Source organism: Psychrobacter sp. GW64-MNA-CIBAN-0177, from assembly GCF_040309585.1.
GTDB lineage: Bacteria > Pseudomonadota > Gammaproteobacteria > Pseudomonadales > Moraxellaceae > Psychrobacter > Psychrobacter okhotskensis.
This window is the reverse complement of record NZ_JBEOOY010000188.1, coordinates 1-277: the sequence shown is the minus strand read 5'-3', so window position 1 is coordinate 277 and position 277 is coordinate 1. Positions and strand designations below refer to the sequence as shown.

Here is a 277-nt window from a genome sequence, read left to right as displayed (position 1 = left end):
TTGATTTGTAGTCAACTTCAAGTGAATAGAGAGTCGCTTACTGGTAAATATGCTAATGCCGATTGCTCAGGTGAGGAAAAAGCGAAGCGAGTGAAATCACTAGTCAACCTTGATGAATATCAAAAAATATATGCTTATGGCGATACTAAGGAGGACGAAGCATTACTTAAAATAGCTGATGAGCAATATTTTCCATGGCAAAAAAGAATCTGACTCGTGGCTATGAGCTTAGATTACTCATTAAGCGTTTTCATTTTCTATCTAATAGAATAAGTTA

The 277-nt window shown here is 35.4% G+C and carries 1 protein-coding gene; it reads left to right on the top strand.

Annotated elements, in window-relative coordinates; all coding sequences use genetic code 11:
• A partial coding sequence (locus AAEY79_RS14720; protein ID WP_352289076.1) for a haloacid dehalogenase-like hydrolase occupies positions 1-213 on the top strand: 213 nt, incomplete at its 5' end.
• Between the last annotated feature and the right edge of the window lie 64 nt (positions 214-277).